The sequence below is a fragment of the Alteromonas sp. KS69 genome, from assembly GCF_003989595.1.
In the GTDB taxonomy this organism is placed as follows: domain Bacteria; phylum Pseudomonadota; class Gammaproteobacteria; order Enterobacterales; family Alteromonadaceae; genus Alteromonas; species Alteromonas naphthalenivorans.
The window spans coordinates 147,778-165,885 of the sequence record NZ_PYHU01000007.1 but is presented as its reverse complement, the minus strand read 5'-3'; the positions used below and the strand labels follow the sequence as shown (position 1 = coordinate 165,885).

Annotated in this window: 17 protein-coding genes; 15 read left to right on the top strand and 2 right to left on the bottom strand. The window is 44.8% G+C overall.

The window, feature by feature from the left end; all coding sequences use genetic code 11:
- Positions 1–75: 75 nt before the first annotated feature.
- Positions 76–705 (bottom strand): 23S rRNA (uridine(2552)-2'-O)-methyltransferase RlmE, encoded by a 630-nt coding sequence (rlmE, locus tag C7Y69_RS07025; protein ID WP_126872227.1) that lies wholly within the window; start codon positions 703–705, stop codon positions 76–78.
- A gap of 95 nt (positions 706–800) precedes the next feature.
- On the opposite strand from rlmE, the gene yhbY reads away from it, so the two are divergent.
- Positions 801–1,094 carry a ribosome assembly RNA-binding protein YhbY gene (gene yhbY / locus C7Y69_RS07020; protein WP_013784361.1) on the top strand — a complete coding sequence of 98 codons (294 nt, stop codon included), beginning with the start codon at positions 801–803 and terminating at the stop codon, positions 1,092–1,094.
- A 137-nt stretch (positions 1,095–1,231) separates the two neighbouring features.
- Complete coding sequence (locus C7Y69_RS07015) at positions 1,232–2,062, top strand: 3-hydroxyacyl-CoA dehydrogenase (protein ID WP_185864149.1); 831 nt, start codon at positions 1,232–1,234, stop codon at positions 2,060–2,062.
- A gap of 113 nt (positions 2,063–2,175) precedes the next feature.
- Here C7Y69_RS07015 and C7Y69_RS07010 read toward each other — a convergent pair whose 3' ends face one another.
- Positions 2,176–4,551 carry a Lon protease family protein gene (locus tag C7Y69_RS07010; RefSeq protein ID WP_260563435.1) on the bottom strand — a complete coding sequence of 792 codons (2,376 nt, stop codon included), beginning with the start codon at positions 4,549–4,551 and terminating at the stop codon, positions 2,176–2,178.
- 405 nt (positions 4,552–4,956) lie between these two features.
- On the opposite strand from C7Y69_RS07010, the gene leuS reads away from it, so the two are divergent.
- From leuS to lipA, 13 genes are all read left to right on the top strand, one after another.
- Positions 4,957–7,560, top strand: coding sequence for a leucine--tRNA ligase (leuS, locus tag C7Y69_RS07005; RefSeq protein WP_126872225.1), 2,604 nt, complete (start codon positions 4,957–4,959; stop codon positions 7,558–7,560).
- Position 7,561: 1 nt separating this feature from the next.
- Positions 7,562–8,083: an LPS assembly lipoprotein LptE gene (gene lptE, locus C7Y69_RS07000; RefSeq protein ID WP_126872224.1), complete on the top strand. Its 522-nt coding sequence runs from the start codon at positions 7,562–7,564 to the stop codon at positions 8,081–8,083.
- Between the two features lie 2 nt (positions 8,084–8,085).
- A complete protein-coding gene (holA, locus tag C7Y69_RS06995; protein ID WP_126872223.1) occupies positions 8,086–9,114 on the top strand; it encodes a DNA polymerase III subunit delta in 1,029 nt (342 codons plus the stop codon).
- Positions 9,115–9,118: 4 nt separating this feature from the next.
- Positions 9,119–9,829, top strand: a complete 711-nt coding sequence (gene nadD / locus C7Y69_RS06990; RefSeq protein ID WP_013784367.1) for a nicotinate (nicotinamide) nucleotide adenylyltransferase — start codon at positions 9,119–9,121, stop codon at positions 9,827–9,829.
- A gap of 8 nt (positions 9,830–9,837) precedes the next feature.
- Positions 9,838–10,155: a ribosome silencing factor gene (gene rsfS, locus C7Y69_RS06985; protein WP_013784368.1), complete on the top strand. Its 318-nt coding sequence runs from the start codon at positions 9,838–9,840 to the stop codon at positions 10,153–10,155.
- A gap of 78 nt (positions 10,156–10,233) precedes the next feature.
- Positions 10,234–10,704: a 23S rRNA (pseudouridine(1915)-N(3))-methyltransferase RlmH gene (gene rlmH, locus C7Y69_RS06980; protein ID WP_126872222.1), complete on the top strand. Its 471-nt coding sequence runs from the start codon at positions 10,234–10,236 to the stop codon at positions 10,702–10,704.
- Between the two features lie 14 nt (positions 10,705–10,718).
- Positions 10,719–12,608 (top strand): penicillin-binding protein 2, encoded by a 1,890-nt coding sequence (gene mrdA / locus C7Y69_RS06975; protein ID WP_013784370.1) that lies wholly within the window; start codon positions 10,719–10,721, stop codon positions 12,606–12,608.
- Positions 12,608–13,723 (top strand): rod shape-determining protein RodA, encoded by a 1,116-nt coding sequence (rodA, locus tag C7Y69_RS06970; protein ID WP_013784371.1) that lies wholly within the window; start codon positions 12,608–12,610, stop codon positions 13,721–13,723. Before mrdA ends, rodA begins: the two co-directional genes overlap by 1 nt.
- Position 13,724: 1 nt before the next feature.
- Positions 13,725–14,645 (top strand): septal ring lytic transglycosylase RlpA family protein, encoded by a 921-nt coding sequence (locus C7Y69_RS06965; protein ID WP_126872221.1) that lies wholly within the window; start codon positions 13,725–13,727, stop codon positions 14,643–14,645.
- Positions 14,646–14,891: 246 nt separating this feature from the next.
- Positions 14,892–16,076: a D-alanyl-D-alanine carboxypeptidase family protein gene (locus tag C7Y69_RS06960; RefSeq protein ID WP_013784373.1), complete on the top strand. Its 1,185-nt coding sequence runs from the start codon at positions 14,892–14,894 to the stop codon at positions 16,074–16,076.
- 90 nt (positions 16,077–16,166) lie between these two features.
- The gene (gene ybeD / locus C7Y69_RS06955; RefSeq protein ID WP_013784374.1) at positions 16,167–16,430 is read left to right on the top strand and encodes a DUF493 family protein YbeD; all 264 of its coding nucleotides are present in this window, start codon (positions 16,167–16,169) and stop codon (positions 16,428–16,430) included.
- Positions 16,431–17,087 carry a lipoyl(octanoyl) transferase LipB gene (gene lipB, locus C7Y69_RS06950; protein ID WP_126872220.1) on the top strand — a complete coding sequence of 219 codons (657 nt, stop codon included), beginning with the start codon at positions 16,431–16,433 and terminating at the stop codon, positions 17,085–17,087.
- Positions 17,080–18,042: a lipoyl synthase gene (lipA, locus tag C7Y69_RS06945; protein WP_013784376.1), complete on the top strand. Its 963-nt coding sequence runs from the start codon at positions 17,080–17,082 to the stop codon at positions 18,040–18,042. The genes lipB and lipA overlap by 8 nt, the downstream gene beginning before the upstream one ends.
- Positions 18,043–18,108: the final 66 nt, after the last annotated feature.

The window sequence follows — 18,108 nt, the reverse complement described above, 5'->3', positions numbered from 1 at the left end:
TGTGAAAGATAAAACCACGAGTGCTTCCCTTACACACATAAACTTTCGCAACGAAAATCGCTTACTCAAAGCGTACTACACTTTGTACCCAAGAGCCACCAAATACACCTCACGAGACCGTGATCGTGATGAATCGGGCTTACGTGTTTTTATGGTTGTGAACGAGTCACGTAATGCACGTAGAAAGGTATCAAAGCCTTCCCCTTGGAAAACCTTAATCATAAAACCTCCACCTGGTTTCAGTACTTGATGACACATATCCAGCGCCAATTCACACAAGTACATCGAGCCAGCTTGGTCTACCGCTGCATTTCCAGACAAGTTCGGTGCCATATCAGACAACACTATATCTACGGTGTTCCCGCCAATTCTGTTCAATAACGCATTTAAAACAGCTTCATCTCTGAAGTCACCCTGCAAAAAATTAACGCCAACGATAGAATCCATTGGTAAAATATCGCATGCGATAACTTGCCCGTTGTCTCCTACCAGTTCAGAAGCGAGTTGAGACCAGCCTCCTGGCGCAGCCCCAAGGTCCACTACTGTGTTACCTTTGCTGATAAGTTTGTCTTTTTGCTGAATTTCTTCCAATTTGAAGAAGGCACGCGATCGCTTACCCTGCTTCTGCGCTTTTTGCACATAATGGTCGTTAAAATGTTCTGTTAACCAGCGTTTACTGCTGGCAGAGTGCTTCTTTTTTGTCATTCCAATACATTGTCATTAGGATTGTAGAGAAGATGGCGTTAGAATACGTTAATTCAAGCTTAAATTTATAGATTAATTGTAAGAAAATTGACTACATGAAACTTTCAAATAAACAGAAACAATTTTTAAAAGGCCTAGCGCACCCGCTAAAGCCTATCGTACAGCTAGGTTCAAACGGCCTTACTGAAGGTGTTGTTGCGGAAATCGACAACGCATTAAATTTCCATGAACTGATAAAAGTTAAAGTTCCCACTGATGATCGTGAAGAAAAATCGCTCATCATGGATGCGATTGTTCGCGAAACTAAATCAGAAAAGCTACAAGTAATTGGACACACGCTTATTCTTTACCGTCCGAGTGAAGAGCGTAAAATTCAGTTGCCAAAATAAGTCATGCCGTGGTGCCGGTTTTTGCCGGCGCCATAGTTTTCGTACCGTATTCCCGTTAATATTATGTTAACAAACATGATAATGTCGTTGTGGACATAAATTAACAAACAATAATACGGAACCTACGCGGAAACCCTATGATAGAAACCAAGCCTATTCCCGACTCGCTTAAAACTCCCTATTTGCAACAAAAGTCACTTGAAAACCGAACTGCCATAGTTACTGGTGGGTGCTCCGGTCTTGGTCATGCTACTGCCATTGCCCTTCGTGCTGCTGGTGCCAATGTGTGTTTGCTCGATTTAAATGAAGACATGGGTAAGCAACGTGTAGAAGAACTCGGTGCTGAACATACCTTGTTTGTTAAGGTTGACGTAAGAAGCGAAGACGACATTACCCATGCGATAGATAAATGCCTTTCTCGTTTTTCCACGCTTTCTCTGTGCGTAAACTGCGCCGGTATTGCCCCTGCAAAGCGTTTACTGGACCGAGATGGTAATCCAGCCCCCTTAGGTGACTTTCAAAACACGATTGATATTAATTTAGTAGGTAGCTTTAATGTGGCGCGTCTTGTGGCGGCAGCCATGGCGGAACAAGCCCCATTGAATGAGGAAGGCGAGCGAGGCGTTATCATTAATACAGCCTCTGTAGCAGGCTATGAAGGGCAAATAGGACAAACCGCTTACGCAGCAAGCAAAGGCGGCATTATTGCGCTGACCCTACCTATGGCGAGAGATCTTGCCCCGCTAGGCATTCGGGTTAACACTATCGCGCCAGGGGTAATGGGAACACCTATGCTGCTTGCCATGCCAGAAAAAGTACAAGACGCTCTTTCTAGTAACGTTCAATTTCCTAAACGCTTAGGTTTGCCTGAAGAGTTCGGTAAATTGGTGCTGCATATTGCCGAAAATAACTATTTAAATGGTGAGACTATTCGCTTAGACGGCGGCTTAAGAATGCCGCCAAAATAATTGGCTGTATTGCTATAACAACAAAGAGCATCAAATTGATGCTCAAACTCTCTTACGAAAAGACCGAGCGGCCTGAACGGGTGCAGCATTGAGCGACCGGCGAATGAAAGCGCTTATTCGCCGTCGCCACCGTTAACCATGAGTGCAATATTGTATAAACGATTCACTGCATGATAGTTAATGGTGTTTTTGGGGTAACGACCTCGGCTACTTAATGTACCGGCATCTTGCCCCATCAATACGGTCAAGGCATCATCTACCGTTTCTACAGTATGAATGTGGAACAAGCCTTTTTTCACCGCATCAATGACAGTGGCATCTAATACCAAGTTGATTGCATTCGATTTAGGAATGACCACACCTTGTGTACCCGTTAAGCCGCGGTGCTGACATAAGTCGAAGAAGCCTTCAATTTTTTCATTCACCCCACCCACCGCTTGCACTTCGCCATACTGGTTAATTGAGCCTGTAATAGCGAGGGTTTGTACGCATGGAATTTCGGTTAACGCAGAAATTAACGCCACCAATTCTCCTAATGACGCACTATCACCATCGATGTGCCCGTACGACTGCTCCAACGCAATATTAGCCGACAAGGTTAGCGGGAAGTGCTGAGCGTATTTATAACCTAAATACCCTGTTAATAGCATCACGCCTTTTGAGTGAATCGGTTGGCCTAGCTCTACTTCACGTTCAATATCAACCACGCCACTTGCGCCAGCAAATACCGTAGAGGTAATGCGCGCAGGCGTACCAAAAGCAGTGTCACCAATATCTAGCACCGTAAGTCCATTCACTTTACCTATGGCTTTGCCGTCGGTAGCAATAAGTACATGCCCTTCTTTAATATCATTAAGTAGAGTTTGGCTTACTCGCCCGGTTCTGCGTTTTTTAGCACTAAGTGCGGTGCGCAAATGGTCAAGCTCTAGGGTTTCACTACCTGACTTTACGCAAAAATAATGGGCTTCATTCACCAACTCAATCACTTCAGCAAAATGTGCTGAAAGCTTTTCTTGGTGTTCAGCCATGCGCAATGAATATTCGACTAAGCGGCACATAGCATTGGCGGTAATACCGGTTAAGTTAAGCGCTAAAATGTGTTTGCGCACTTTGCCCACAAAATCGAACAAAGCTTGTCGAGTCACCTGAATTTCTAAATCGAAATCGACCAGCACACGAAACAGCTCATCAAATTCATCATCGTAATCTTGCAAGGTGTAATACAATTCTCGCGACCCTAGCAGCACTATCTTTACGTTCAAATCGATAGGTTGAGGGTTTAGGGTAATCGCATTTACCATACCGACATCTTGCTGGGGTAAATCCATTTTCAAACTACCCGATTTCGCCGCCAGCTTAAGGGTATCCCACACATAGGGCTGTTCTATTAACTGGTCGACATCAAGCAGCAAATAACCGCCATTGGCACGATGTAATGCGCCAGGGCGAATCATTCGGTAATTAGTGTAAACACTGCCATGAATATTAGTGTATTCAATTTTCCCGAACAGGTTTTGATACGTTGGGTTTGGCTCATAGATTACTGGCGCGGAGTCATCTAGACGATTCGCAACCAATACATTAGGCAGAAATTGCTCTTCTAAGAATAAGCGTTTATCGAATTCATCACTTTTTTCGTCTTTTTGCTCTTCAGCCAAAATAAGTAAAATAGCATTCACAAGTGCAGTTTTAAGCTGCTTTAAGTATTTTAAAATGCCTAAATCTGACGCGTATTTGTGCTCTAGTACCTTTAAAAGTGGCTTAATGCCTTGCTCGGCAGTTTGCTTATCTAGCTCACGCAAGCGCTCTGAATTTTCACGCTTCCACGACGGTAAACTTAATAAACTTTCACTTAGTCTATTTTCTAGCTCGTCTATCAAGTTGTAAAAGAATTGGCGCTTTTCGTCGCTAGCCGTTGCAAATTCGGCATCGCTAATGGGTTTACCATCAACAATAGGTGAAAACGTGATAGTGCCCCCGTCTTCATTCATTGCCACTTCATTAGCTTTTGCGAAACGCTCTACCGCATCAATGGCGCTATCGTATTTTTGATCGAACTCGCGAGAAATGCTGGTTCTACGGCGCTGATAACCTGGGTTATCAAATGCCACCGGAAAGGTATCGAGCACGTCATCAATTAAGCTAGTGATGTCTTTTTGAAATGCTTTACCGCCACCTGGCGGAAAACGAAGGGCTACTGGCTCGCGCTCTTCATCAAAGTTATTGATATAACACCAATCATCGGGTGCAGGCAGCACGGCTACTTGGCGTTCAATGTAATCTTTTACCAAGGTAAAGCGACCCGTAGCCGGTTCACCCATCACATAAAGATTATAACCTTTCGCGTTAATGCCAAGACCGAAGGTTAACGCTTCTCGCGCGCGCTCCTGCCCTATAAATGTGGCATTTAGGGCTTCATCGTCTTTTAAGGCAGCATTCACTGCTTTTCGATTGATGGTTGGGGTTAGGTCAATTGGATCTAGGGCCATAGTGGTGCTTTCGCCTGGCATAGTGTTCTATTTATTGTGCTTTAGGGTAAGTGAAACCCTATTTAAGTAGTGTGTCAAACCCTTATGCCGTAAAGCACTGTTTCGGGCCTCTAATCGATGAATTAACGAACAATCACGGCTATTAATTTTTATGTACGAAACCGCTATCAAGTGAAACCTTTGCCAATACGCTTACTTTTTCAACAAGTAGTCACAAAAAAGTCGTGCTAACCTAGCACTAGCTATTGAGGCTAAGTGTAGCGCTGGGTTATTCTATGCGGCTACATGCAAGTTAAACCTGCAATATTGTGATTCTGTCCAACGACGAGTCACACCCCACAATGAAATTTGGGGGAGCAGGTTTCATGAACGTTTTAACTCTAATAATGCGGAAGCCTAAGTTTCATGGCCGAAAATCAGTACAACCCGAAAGATATAGAACAACGTGTTCAGCAATACTGGGAAGAAAACAACTCATTTCAAGCAAATGATGATGTAGAAAAAGAGAAGTTCTACTGTCTCTCTATGTTCCCTTACCCAAGTGGTCGCTTGCATATGGGTCACGTGCGTAACTACACCATTGGTGATGTTATTAGCCGTTATCAGCGCATGCAGGGTAAAAACGTTCTCCAACCTATGGGTTGGGATGCTTTCGGTCTTCCAGCAGAAAACGCCGCGATTAATAATAATACTGCGCCTGCCAATTGGACCTATTCCAATATTGATTACATGAAAACTCAGCTTCGCTCTTTGGGTTTTGGTTACGACTGGGATCGCGAAGTAACAACCTGTAAGCCAGACTACTATCGCTGGGAACAATGGTTCTTCACTCGTCTTTACGAAAAAGGCTTGGTTTATAAAAAGAACTCAACTGTTAACTGGGATCCGGTAGATCAAACCGTTTTGGCAAACGAACAAGTTATTGACGGTCGCGGTTGGCGCTCTGGCGCATTAGTGGAACAAAAAGAAATTCCACAATGGTTCATTAAAATTACCGACTACGCCGAAGAGTTGTTGGCTGACTTAGAACAGCTTGAAGAATGGCCTGATCAAGTGCGTGCCATGCAGGCGAACTGGATTGGTCGCTCTGAAGGGGTAGACATTACCTTTAACTTAGGTAAAAACGGCAGCGACATAAACGATTTAACCGTTTACACCACTCGCCCTGATACATTCTACGGCGTAACCTACGTGGCAGTCGCTGCACAGCATCCATTAGCGGAATTTGCAGCTAAGACGAATGCTGAGCTTGCTACCTTTATTGACGAGTGCAAAAACACCAAAGTAGCCGAAGCAGAATTGGCTACCATGGAGAAAAAAGGCTGTGATACGGGCATTCAAGCAGTACATCCTTTAACTGGCGAATTGTTACCTGTTTGGGTGGCGAACTTTGTATTGATGGATTACGGTTCAGGCGCAGTAATGGCTGTACCAGGTCACGATCAACGTGATTGGGAATTTGCGACCAAATATGGCTTAACCATTAAGCAAGTTATCGCGCCAGATGCAGAAGCAAAAGAAGAATGTGATTTAACCGTCTCTGCGTATACCGAAAAAGGCACCTTATTAAATTCTGAAAAATTCGATGGCCTAGCGTTTGACGATGCGTTTAATAACATCGCAACCGCACTTGAAGAAAAAGGCTTTGGTAAACGTAAAGTAAACTACCGTTTACGAGATTGGGGTGTAAGCCGTCAGCGTTACTGGGGTTCACCTATTCCCATGCTTAACTTGGAAAATGGTGAATCGGTTCCTGTACCAGAAAGCGAATTGCCGGTAGTACTTCCTGAAGATGTGGAAATGAACGGTGTTACATCACCGATTAAAGCCGATCCTGAATGGGCGAAAACCACCTACAACGGTGAACCTGCACTTCGCGAAACTGACACCTTTGATACCTTTATGGAATCGTCGTGGTACTACGCTCGCTATGCAAGCGCTACAAATCACGATGCAATGCTTGACCCTACTTCATCGAACTACTGGCTGCCTGTCGATCAGTATATCGGTGGTATCGAACATGCCATCCTGCACTTATTATACTCTCGCTTCTTCCACAAACTATTGCGTGATGAAGGCTTGGTAAATTCTGATGAACCGTTTAAGCGTTTGTTGTGTCAGGGCATGGTGCTAGCAGATTCTTACTACCGCGAAGATGATGCTGGCAAGAAAACTTGGTACTCACCCACTGAAGTGTCTACCGAAAAAGACGAGAAAGGCCGTATTGTAAAAGCATGGCTAACCGCCGATGGTGAACCGGTTATTCATGGCGGCATGACTAAAATGTCGAAGTCGAAAAACAACGGGATTGATCCACAAGAAGTTATCGACCTATATGGTGCCGATACGGTGCGTTTATTTACGATGTTCGCTGCGCCTCCTGAGCAAACACTAGAGTGGGTAGATTCGGGCGTAGAAGGTGCTAACCGTTTCTTACGTCGTATTTGGAAGCTGGTAACCGAGCACGTTGAAAAAGGTACGCCTGTTGCCCTTAACGCAAAAGCGCTGAATAAGAACCAACAAGCATTACGCCGCGAAGTGCACAAGACTATTGAAAAAGTCTCTGATGACTTAGGTCGTCGCCAAACGTTCAATACCGCTATCGCCGCTATTATGGAGTTATTGAACCATCTTCAAAAAGCACCACAAGAAGATGCGCAAGATATTGCCATTATGCGTGAAGCTGCAGAGTCATTAGTCTTGCTACTTAACCCTATTACCCCTCACATTTCTCATGAATTGTGGAAAGTATTGGGCCAGACAAGCGATATCGATCATGCCCCTTGGCCTGTCGCCGATAAAGCAGCCTTGGTTGAAGACGAAAAGCTTATTATCGTGCAAGTTAACGGTAAGGTTCGCGCTAAGATGACCGTAGCTGCTGATGCCAGCAAAGACGCCATTGAAGAAGCGGCCAAAGCACAAGATAACGTGCAACCGTTTATTGAAGGTAAAACAATACGTAAAGTTATTGTGGTACCAGGAAAACTTGTCAACATAGTGGCTAACTAATATGCGCCGTTTACTTCGTTACACAGTGGTATTGAGTGCACTTTTTGCACTTGGCGGTTGTGGATTTCATTTAAGAAGTGCCCCTAGCCTTCCTGAAAATGTAAAATCAGTGCTTATCACCAGTGCTCGCGCTCATGCACCTCTTGCAAGAGCGCTTCACAACCGCCTTACTGTGTACGGGTTAAATGGCGTCTACCAACAAGATAGTACGTCGTCTAACGACGGCGTATCTTTGTATTTACTGCCTGAAAAATTAGAGCGCAGACTGCTTTCGGTTTACGCTTCGGGTCAAGTTGCTGAATACGAACTGATTTATACCGTGCGTTATCGGGTTCAATTCCCTGACGAGGAAGCCATTATGGCTACCTTCGATGTAATGCGTGATTATCAAGATGATCCCGATCAAGTATTGGCGAAATCAAGAGAACTCGAATTAGTACTCGATGAAATGCGTGCCGAGGCAGCGGACATTATTATCCGTAGGCTTTCAAGCCAAGCCTCTGCTGCTAAGCTGATTAATTAAGCATGCAAGTCTACCCAAACCAATTTTCCAGTGAGATAGGTAAAGGATTAGCATCCTGTTACTTGGTGTTTGGTGATGAGCCTCAGCAGAAGTTTGAGGTGATAGAGCAAATCCGCAGCACGGCAAAAGCCAACGGTTTTGATGAGCGCACAGTGCTTGTGGCCGACACTGGCTTTTCATGGAATCAGCTGCTTGAAGCAACCCAAAGCATGTCGTTGTTTTCAAACCAACAGTTTATTGAATTAGAACTTCCTACAGGAAAACCCGGCGCAGAAGGCAGCAAAATGCTGCAAGAAGTGGCTAAAGGGTTAACTCAAGATACTCTTCTTCTAGTGCATGGTCCTAAAATTGGCAAAGACGTACAGCGTGGGAAGTGGTTCAAAGTACTCGATGACATGGGCGTTTCTGTACTCTGCTACCCTTTAGAAGGCAGGCAACTTAGTGCATGGATCAGCAATCAAGTAAAACAACATCAGCTGACTATTAATGCAGCTGGAATGAAAATGATTGCCGATTTTTGCGAAGGTAATTTACTAGCAGCAAAACAAGAAATAGATAAGCTTGCCCTACTTTACCCTCAACAGTCCGTGTCTGAAGCACAGATTGAACGGGCGATGGTAGATCAATCTCGCTACAACGTGTTTCAGTTAGTAGATGTCATGCTAAGCGGCGATGCCAATCGCTGCGTGAAAATGCTTTACCGATTAGAAAGTGAAGGCTTAGAGCCAAATATTATTATTTGGGCCCTGATTCGTGAATGGGAAGTCTTATGGAAATTGAAAAGTGCTACCGCTAATGGTGAAGCCATTCAATGGCAAAAGTTTGGTATTTGGCGCAACAGGCAGGGCTTCTATCAAAGTGCGTTAAATCGCCTTAGCATAGAACAGCTGCTACAAATTCAGGATGCCCTCACCCAAGCTGATTTAGCGTTTAAACAAAACGTTATTTCTCGCCCCTTCGTGAAGCTTTGCCACTTATGCATGATGTTTATGGCGATGGGTATTTTTCACCTTCCTTTGATGGAAGCCTAACATTTTGGCTATTCGCGCCATTTTAGGGGGGACGTTTAACCCGCCCCATTTAGGTCATGTATCACCTGCGCTCCATTTATTGTCTGCGCTGAATATCGACGCCCTCGGTTTAATGCCTTGTAAATTACCGCCGCACAAATCAGTGGCCGTTAGCGAAGAACACCGGGTCAACATGGTGAAGCTGTGTTGTGAGCAAGATAAACGCTTGTACCCCGAGCTAATCGAACTCTCGTTACCTTCACCTTCTTACACGGTAAAAACCCTTCGGGCATTAAAAGAAAGAGACAATAAGACAATCTGTTTTTTCATTGGCGCCGATTCCCTGTATAATCTTAAGTCTTGGTTTGAGTGGGAGCGTTTGCTTGATTTCTGTCACCTAGTGGTAATGCGTCGCGACAGCGATACATTTACACCACCTGATGACTTGGTTGAGTGGTTAAAAGCCAACAAAACAGAGGACGTTCTGCAACTACATGCTCAGCCTAATGGCTTAGTATTTCTTGCGGATACCCCATTACACCCTGTTTCATCAACGCAATTGCGCAGCGCCGTTCAAACGGATGCATCATCGACATTGCAAGAAACATATATGAACGAAACAGCATTGCATGACGCAAAGTTTCAAGCCACGACATTAATAGCAAAGTGGCTGCCTCAGGCAGTCTCAGACTATATTTATACACATCGGTTATACCAAGAATTATCAAATAAGTGAGGAAACACTTGGAGAGTCAACAACTCAAGCAGTTCGTAAAAGATAAAGTAGACGACATGAAAGGCCGCGATATTATAGAACTGGATGTTCGTGGCAAATCAACCATTACCGACACCATGATTATTTGCTCTGGTAACTCTAAGCGCCATGTTGTTGCTATTGCTGAGAATGTAATAGTAGAAGCTAAAAGCGCAGACGAAGCACCAACAAGCGTGGAAGGCAAAGAAACTGGCGAATGGGTATTAGTAGATTTTGGCGACGTTATTTTGCACGTAATGCAAGACGAAACCCGCGATTTCTATCAGTTAGAGAAGCTGTGGTCATAACAAAGCCAACCGCAGACTTATAAAAAGGGCTGCGGTTAACTTTGTTGGTAGTTTGATGTTCTAAAGGATTTACCCACTGTGCGTATACAAATTGTCGCCGTAGGTACAAAAATGCCCGCCTGGGTCACCACTGGGGTAGATGAATTCCTTCGCCGTTTCCCCGCCGATTTACCGGTGAGTTTCACCGAAATTCCCGCTGGTAAACGCGGCAAAAATGCTGATATTAAACGCATTTTAGAAAAAGAAGGCGAACAAATGCTCGCCGCTATTCCTAAAGGTAACCGCGTAGTGACATTAGAAGTCACTGGTAAGCCTTGGGACACCCCCACATTAGCTAAACAGTTAGATAATTGGAAAATGGATGGCCGTGATGTCAGTCTTTTGATTGGCGGACCTGAAGGTTTAGCACCTGAATGTATTGCCTTGTCTGAACAAAAATGGTCACTGTCTGCACTTACGCTTCCTCATCCGCTTGTAAGAATTATTCTTTCTGAAAGTCTATACCGCGCTTGGTCTGTTACTCAGAACCACCCGTATCATCGCGAGTGAGAGAATAGCCTTTTATGCATCGCAAGCGCCAAGCAATTCGAGACCACTCGGCTGAAGCAAACTTATTTGCCAGACGTGCGTCTATCGCCTTTATTATTGTTGTTATGATGCTAGGCGTGGTGCTGAATAACCTTTATTCCCTGCAAGTTGAACAACACGACGTTTACCAAACTCGCTCAAACGGGAATCGCATTAAGGTATTACCTGTTGCGCCAAACCGTGGGTTAATTTATGACAGAAACGGCATATTGCTTGCGGAAAACCGCCCTGTATTTAGCTTAGAGATCACACCTGAGCAAACTAACGATTTAGACGCCACCTTAGATGGCTTAACCCAATTGATGGGCATTACCCCAGAAGAACGTGAAAGCTTTAATGGCAGCTTAAAAGGCCAACGACGTTTTAAACCTATTGCCCTGCGGACTAAATTATCCGAAGAGGATGTTGCATTATTTTCTGCCAGCAAACATTTGTACCCCGGGGTACAAATTGAAGCGCGACTAGCTCGTCATTACCCTTATAAAGAAGCCCTTACCCATGTATTAGGTTATGTGGCGCGTATTAATAAGAAAGACCTCCAAAAGCTGGTAGAAGCAGGGCAAGAAGATGACTATGCTGCCACCCACGACATCGGCAAATTGGGGGTAGAGAAATACCACGAAGAGCTATTGCACGGTTCAGTGGGTTACCAACAAGTGGAAGTGAATAACCAGGGCCGGATAATTCGTGTGTTAAACGTCGACCCACCCGTGCCCGGTAAAGACATTGTATTAAACATCGACCTTTCGCTACAAATTGCCACCCAGCAAGCACTGGAAGGTCAGCGCGGCGCGGTGATCGTGAGTGATGTAAAAACGGGAGGGGTATTGGCGTTATTTTCAAACCCCAGTTACGACCCGAACTTGTTTGTTCACGGTATCAGCAGAAAGAATTACTCTGCCCTGTTAAATTCCCCCGATCGCCCCCTAATAAACCGCGCCACTCAAGGCCAGTATCCACCTGCATCTACCATTAAACCTCACCTTGGCTTAATTGGACTTGAAGAGGGGATAGTCACCGAAGAGTATACGATTCAAGATAATGGTCGCTATCAGTTACCCAACGTATCGCATACATGGCGGGACTGGCGAAAGTGGGGCCACGGCGAGGTAGATATCGCAAAAGCAATAGAAGTCTCCTGCGACATTTATTACTACGATTTAGCTTATAAGTTGGGGATAGATAAAATCAGTGAAGCCATGTACGAATTTGGATTTGGTGATTTTACCGGTATCGATTTATACGAAGAATCTGATGCGAATATGCCTAGCAGAGGCTGGAAGCGTGCACGATTCAACCAGCCTTGGTATATCGGTGACACCATTCCTGTCGGTATTGGTCAAGGATTCTGGTCTACCACCCCTATTCAGTTATCGCAATCAGTGAACACATTGGTTAATCGTGGCGAACGTATAATTCCGCAAATTATTCGCGGGTTTATGCATGAAGATAGCTCGGTAGAAATTATTCCACTTAAAACCCTTCGACCTATCGAGATTAAAAACCAGCATAATGTCGATATTGTACTGAATGCGATGCACGACGTAGTGCATGGTAAAGAAGGTGGTGCTCGCCATACGTTTGCTGACGCCTCCTATCAGTCTGCGGGCAAAACCGGTACTGCACAGCTATTTTCCGTGGGGCAAGATGAAAAATACGATGCTGAAAAAATAGATGAGCGTTTGCGAGACAATGCCATGTATGTAGGCTTTGCCCCCTTTGAAAACCCAGAAATTTCAGTAACCGTCGTGCTTGAGAACGCCGGTGGCGGTAGTAAAAATGCCGCTCCTGTGGCCAAGAAAATCATGGATTTCTATTTTCGTGATCGGGTTTTCGACACCGAAATTAGCAAGGTTGACGAATAATGAAAAAGAACACGCTCAACCCAAATAAGACCAGTTTTTTACAGCGTATTCATATTGATGGTTGGCTGTTTTTAAGCCTGTTAGTACTTATGTCAGTGGGTTTGGTAACGCTGTATTCTGCATCAGGACAGGACAGCGGCCAAGTAGAACGCCAAATTACGCGCTTGGCACTGAGTGTGGCAGTTATGTTTGGCATTGCGCAAATTCCCCCCGGCGCATTTCGCCGCCTGTCGACATACGCCTATATCGCGGGGCTGCTAATGCTTATCGCGGTATTGTTATTTGGCGACATGGGTAAAGGCGCTCAGCGCTGGCTCGACTTAAAGTTTATTCGCTTTCAACCGTCAGAGTTAATGAAGCTCGCGGTGCCTATGATGGTCGCCTGGTATATTAGCAAGTTCACGCTACCTCCTCGCACCATGAATATTGTGGTTGGCTTTCTAATGGTGGCTATCCCAACGGTACTTATTGCTAAACAACCCGATTTAGGGACATCGCTGCTTATTGCCAGCTCCGGCATCTTCGCGATATTCCTCGCCGGTATGAGTTGGCGGCTTATCGGGTTTGTTGCGCTGTTGCTCGGTGGTTTCGCGCCCATTATGTGGTTCTTTTTAATGGCGGAGTATCAAAAGCAACGCGTATTGACCTTTTTAAACCCAGAGAGCGATCCACTCGGTTCGGGTTACCATATTATTCAGTCGAAAATAGCGATAGGTTCAGGTGGTGTAGATGGAAAAGGCTGGTTGCAGGGCACCCAATCACAATTAGAATTTTTACCCGAGCGACATACCGACTTTATTTTCTCGGTTTTCAGTGAAGAATTTGGCCTTACAGGGGTTATTGTTTTACTGATTATTTACCTTTGCGTTATTTTACGTGGGCTTATTATTGCGAGTAGAGCTCAAGACGCCTACTCTAAATTACTGGCAGGCAGTATTACCTTAACCTTCTTCGTTTATGTGTTTGTAAACATGGGGATGGTATCTGGGTTACTTCCTGTAGTAGGAGTGCCACTACCTTTAGTCAGTTATGGCGGCACTTCCATGGTGACATTAATGGCAGGCTTTGGCATGCTAATGTCTATTGCCACTCAAAAACGATTAATGTCTCGATAACATGCGCACACTACTGTTAATACTGCTTGCTTCATTTATACTCGCCGCGTGTAAGTCAGCGCCTAGTGGACGCTATACTCAGCATCAAGATACTGCCCCGAATCATGTAGCGAAAGTGCCTGAAACTTTGGATGCAGTTCCTAAGTATGAAGCATATAGAATGTTTAACAGCCGCCCTTATAAGGTGCTAGGCAAACATTATACACCGCTGACATCAGGTAAAGGGTTTGAAGAAGTAGGTTACGCCAGTTGGTATGGTCAGAAGTTTCATGGCCATTTAACGTCAAACGGTGAAACCTACAATATGTTTGCTATGTCGGCTGCCCACAAAACCTTACCGCTTCCTTCTTACGTGCGCGTGACTAATTTAAACAACGACAAACAAGCGATTGTGCGAGTGAATGATCGTGGCCCTTTTCACGATAACCGTATCATCGATTTGTCGTACGCTGCGGCGGTAAAGTTGGGTTATCACAACAAAGGTACGGCAAAGGTAAAAATTGAAGTCATTCACTTCGACCCCGAAAACAATGTAACGGTTGGTATTAACCCGACCGTTAGTTACGACGAATACATTGGTATTGCTCCCCTTCCCTCAGCACTAGCATCAACATCACCAGTGACACCATCATCTGAGGTCGCCGCGAGTACTTCAGCGCAAAGCGATAATCTTCAGCAAACGTCAATCTCTCTGGACGGTTATTTTATTCAGGTGGCAGCACTATCAAATCAGAAGAAAGCTGAGTCTATTTCAAATGTACTTTCTGCACTTTATCAGGTGCCAACACACATGCCAGTAGTAGGCAATGTGTACAAACTTCAACTTGGTCCGATTGAAGATGAAGCGCTTGCTCATGAATTGTTAGAGCAGTTAAAACAAAACGGCTACCCCCAAGCTTACAAGATAAAACAAACCCTCTAACGACTCGTTTAAAAAACCGCCACAACTATGGCGACAATGTGGCGAAACACGTTTCAAATCTGTCATTTATGGCGCTTTTTCGTTGTTTCGTAGCCTAATCTCTATTAACAGCTAAACTTTTTGGTTTAACCCTAGTCGAACTATGCGCCTTACGTTAGAATTCTAAACTAAGTAGTAGTATAAACTGTGTAGCGTGCCTGCTGTTCAGTTTTAAACGGATAATAAACGGTCAAAGAAAATAAAATCATGCTCAGAATAATTCAACGCGCTAAACCGTCCTTTCTCTCCTTCGCTTTTATGCTTTTCAGTGCACTAGTACTGTCAGCGAATGCAGCAGTGGTTACTCCACCAGCTCCATCGGTAGCGGCGGAAGGCTTTCTTTTAACCGACTTTGAAACCGGACACGTAATCGCGTCGAAAAACGCAGACATGCAATTGGCACCCGCCAGCTTGACTAAAATCATGACCATTTATGTGATTGGAAAAGAATTGCAAGCCGGTAACATTAGCCTTTCAGACGAAGTGACCATTTCTGAAAATGCGTGGGCTAAAAAATTCCCAGATTCATCAAAGATGTTTATCGAAGTGGGAACGCAAGTATCGGTAAGCGATTTATTACGCGGTATTGTAGTGCAATCAGGTAACGATGCGTGTGTTGCCATGGCAGAGCACGTTGCCGGTTCACAGGCGGCGTTTGCCAGCATGATGAATGCGCATGCACAAGCTATTGGTATGACATCGTCTAACTTTGTTAATGCCCACGGCCTGCACGACCCAGATCACTACACTACCCCTCGTGATATGGCTGTGCTGTCTCGTGCGCTTATTGCTGAAACTCCTGAAATGTACAAAATTTACAGCGAAAAAGAATTTACATTTAATGGCATCAAGCAATATAACCGTAACAGCCTATTATGGGACAAAAGCTTAAACGTTGATGGCATTAAAACTGGCCATACGTCAGACGCGGGTTACAGCCTTATTACTTCTGCCTCACAAGGCGACATGCGCTTAATCTCTGTAGTTATGGGTACAGATAGTGAAAGAGCCCGTAAGGTTGAAAACAAGAAGCTACTTAAATATGGTTTTCGCTTTTATGAAACGCTAACGCCTTACCACGCTGGCGATAGTTTTGTAGCACACCGCATTTATATGGGCGATAGAGAAACCGTAGACCTTGGAATTAACCAATCTACCCCCATTACCATTCCACGCGGCCAGGCGGCTAACTTGGAAGCCAATTTTGAACTAGATAAAAAACTAGAAGCGCCACTGGCTAAAGGCCAAGTTGTCGGCACACTTTTCCTTCAACTCGAAGGCGAAGATGTAGCCAGCTACCCCCTTGTCACTTTGCAAGAAGTGAAAGAAGGCAGCATGTTTAACCGCATTAAAGATTACATTATGCTGCAACTGGGCTTCGACGAAGCGTAACATTACGCCTCGCTACACTAGTTCAAGGGCGGCCTGATTGGTATAATCGGGCCGTTTTTGTATTTAATGACTGTATAAAAAGGATATCGCATGGATACCCGTTTCGATGAACTTCTAGATTTTCCGACAAATCAAACATTTAAAGTAATGGGCATCGCCCATGACGATTTACCTAATCACGTAATTGAGTGCTTACAGCAGCACGCGCCAGGTGATTATTCACCCGCAGTGAAGCCTAGCAGCAAAGGTAATTACCATTCTGTATCGGTAAGTGTACGAGTGACCAGCAAAGAGCACATGGAAACTATTTACACTGAACTTGCTAAGTTAGAACTTGTAAGAGTCGTACTATAAGTGAGCACCCTAACCGACTCTGTCATTATTCGGCAACTTGGCAGACAAAGCTACGAGCCCATATGGGCTGCCATGAAAGCGTTCACGGATGAACGTGATGATACGACTGAAGATGAAATTTGGCTGGTTGAGCACGACCCTGTATTCACACAAGGTCAAGCAGGCAAAGCTGAACACATTTTGATGCCCGGTGACATTCCCGTGGTGCAAGTCGACAGAGGCGGTCAGGTAACCTATCACGGCCCAGGCCAACAGGTTATCTATCTTCTTATTAATATTCGAAGACGCAAGCTAGGTGTACGTCACTTAGTGACTGCGATGGAAGATGCTGTGGTAGGCTTAATGGCCAAATACGGTGTTACCGCCTACCCTAAACCCGATGCACCAGGGGTTTATGTAGATGAGAAAAAAATTTGCTCACTAGGGTTAAGAATTCGTCACGGTTGCTCATTTCATGGATTGGCATTAAATGTTAGTATGGATTTGTCACCGTTTCAGCGCATTAACCCATGCGGTTATGCAGGTATGGAAATGATTGATACCGCCAGTCTGAATGGCCCAGATTCGATAAGTGTTGCCGGTGAAGTTCTCACCGACTTACTACTTGAAGCGCTTTCCATTACGGAAAAACGACATAAAGAAGGTTTTGATGAGTAACGCACGACCTGTAGCTGGAGTTAAACTCCGCGACGACGAAAAAGTAAAACACATTCCTGTCACCATTATTCCTACTGAAAAGGAAGAAATGCTGCGCAAGCCTTCGTGGATCAAAATTAAGCTGCCACGCAGCACCGATAAAATTGACCATATTAAGAAGACCTTAAGAAAGAATAAACTGCATTCTGTGTGCGAAGAAGCCAGCTGCCCTAACTTAGCTGAGTGCTTCAACCATGGTACGGCAACCTTTATGATTTTGGGTGACATTTGCACCCGTCGTTGTCCGTTCTGTGATGTTGCCCACGGTAAACCACTACCGCCAAGTGCAGAAGAACCAGAAAAGCTAGCGAAAACCATTGCTGAAATGAATCTTCGTTACGTGGTAATTACCTCGGTAGACCGCGATGACTTGCGTGACGGTGGTGCACAGCATTTCGTTGATTGTATCAACGCGATTCGCGAGCACAGCCCGACGACCACAATTGAAGTGCTAGTACCGGACTTCCGTGGCCGTATGGATCGCGCATTAGAAATTTTCAAAAATGGTGTTCCTGATGTGTTCAATCACAACTTGGAAACTATTCCGCGCTTATACCGCGAGTGTCGCCCTGGTGCTAACTATCAGTGGTCACTAGACTTGCTCAAGAAATTTAAAGCGCAGCATCCAGATGTTAAGACCAAGTCTGGCTTAATGATGGGTATGGGCGAAGAAAATGTGGAAATTGAAGGCGTACTTCGCGATTTACGTGCTCACGATGTGGACATGTTAACACTTGGCCAATATTTACAGCCAAGTCGCCATCACTTCCCTGTTAAGCGTTATGTTCACCCTGATGAATTTGATGCGCTAGGCGCTTACGCCAAAGACATTGGCTTTACTCATGCAGCTAGTGGCCCAATGGTTCGCTCTAGTTACCATGCCGACCAACAGGCAGCGGGTAAAGAAGTAAAATAAATATAAAAAAAGCGGCTTTTCACAGCCGCTTTTTTATTTGCCTTTCTTTTCGCTAAGCTAAGCTAT

Excerpts from the sequence above, each read along its gene's own strand:
- C7Y69_RS06960 (WP_013784373.1), top strand. The coding sequence starts at position 14,892 with ATGCTCAGAATAATTCAACGCGCTAAACCGTCCTTTCTCTCCTTCGCT.
- rodA (WP_013784371.1), top strand. The coding sequence starts at position 12,608 with ATGAAAAAGAACACGCTCAACCCAAATAAGACCAGTTTTTTACAGCGT.
- leuS (WP_126872225.1), top strand. The coding sequence starts at position 4,957 with ATGGCCGAAAATCAGTACAACCCGAAAGATATAGAACAACGTGTTCAG.
- lptE (WP_126872224.1), top strand. The coding sequence starts at position 7,562 with ATGCGCCGTTTACTTCGTTACACAGTGGTATTGAGTGCACTTTTTGCA.
- lipA (WP_013784376.1), top strand. The coding sequence starts at position 17,080 with ATGAGTAACGCACGACCTGTAGCTGGAGTTAAACTCCGCGACGACGAA.
- C7Y69_RS07015 (WP_185864149.1), top strand. The coding sequence starts at position 1,232 with ATGATAGAAACCAAGCCTATTCCCGACTCGCTTAAAACTCCCTATTTG.
- mrdA (WP_013784370.1), top strand. The coding sequence starts at position 10,719 with ATGCATCGCAAGCGCCAAGCAATTCGAGACCACTCGGCTGAAGCAAAC.
- ybeD (WP_013784374.1), top strand. The coding sequence starts at position 16,167 with ATGGATACCCGTTTCGATGAACTTCTAGATTTTCCGACAAATCAAACA.
- yhbY (WP_013784361.1), top strand. The coding sequence starts at position 801 with ATGAAACTTTCAAATAAACAGAAACAATTTTTAAAAGGCCTAGCGCAC.
- rlmE (WP_126872227.1), bottom strand. The coding sequence starts at position 705 with ATGACAAAAAAGAAGCACTCTGCCAGCAGTAAACGCTGGTTAACAGAA.
- C7Y69_RS07010 (WP_260563435.1), bottom strand. The coding sequence starts at position 4,551 with ATGGCCCTAGATCCAATTGACCTAACCCCAACCATCAATCGAAAAGCA.
- C7Y69_RS06965 (WP_126872221.1), top strand. The coding sequence starts at position 13,725 with ATGCGCACACTACTGTTAATACTGCTTGCTTCATTTATACTCGCCGCG.
- holA (WP_126872223.1), top strand. The coding sequence starts at position 8,086 with ATGCAAGTCTACCCAAACCAATTTTCCAGTGAGATAGGTAAAGGATTA.